Origin of the sequence: Mameliella sp. CS4 (genome assembly GCF_019392335.1) — a bacterium.
Lineage (GTDB): Bacteria > Pseudomonadota > Alphaproteobacteria > Rhodobacterales > Rhodobacteraceae > Antarctobacter.
The window spans coordinates 1-859 of the sequence record NZ_JAHXRQ010000079.1 but is presented as its reverse complement, the minus strand read 5'-3'; the positions used below and the strand labels follow the sequence as shown (position 1 = coordinate 859).

Annotated in this window: 1 pseudogene; it reads left to right on the top strand. The window is 62.5% G+C overall.

From position 1 onward, the window contains the following. Nucleotides 1-838: pseudogene (locus KZZ07_RS26595) on the top strand (IS5 family transposase); the annotation flags it as partial. Between the last annotated feature and the right edge of the window lie 21 nt (nt 839-859).

Below are 859 nucleotides of genomic sequence, written 5' to 3'. Positions count from 1 at the left end.
CCTGACGATGAAGGTTCTGTTGGCATGGCGTTGCGCCAGACGACCGGGTTCGTCGAGAGCCTGTTGCGTCTGATCGGTTTGAACTGGGCGGTGCCCGACTTCAGCTCGCTTTCGCGCCGCCAGAAAACGCTGGCCGTGAACATCCCGTATCGTGGCTCCAACGGCCCATTGCACCTCCTGATCCCCTTTCATGACATCACTGCGTGATGCACTGCCGGGCAATGGACAGCACCGGCATCAAGGTCGAGGGTGAAGGCGAGTGGAACGCACGCAAGCATGGTGGGCCCAAGCGGCGCGTCTGGCGCAAGATCCATCTCGGGATCGACGAACAAACACTGGAAGTCCGAGCCGTTGAAATCACCGGGAGCAACGTCGGTGATGCGCCGGTCCTGCCCGATCTGCTCAACCAGATCCCGGCGGACGAGGTGATCGGCAGCGTCACTGCAGACGGTGCCTATGATACACGCAAATGCCACGACGCCGTCGCTGACCGCGGGGCGAATGCCGTCATCCCACCCCGCAAGAACGCCAAGCCGTGGAAGACCGTCACTGCGGGTGCCGTGGCCAGAAACGAGGCCCTGCGAACTTCGAAATATCTCGGTCGCGCGATCTGGCGAAACTGGAGCGGATACCACCGCCGAAGCCGCGTCGAGACGAAACCTCTCGGGATCATGCTTCGCATGACCCTGCCGGGCAGTGGATGCATTGCGTGAAGCTGCTGGGGCAGCGCCTCATGGCACGCGACTTCGGTCGCCAGGCTGCAGAACTTCAGATCTGCGCCGCCGTGCTCAACCGCTACACCGCCCTTGGCATCCCTGTCACAGAGCCCGTAGGATAAGTCCGTCCGGGGAAAGGGGAA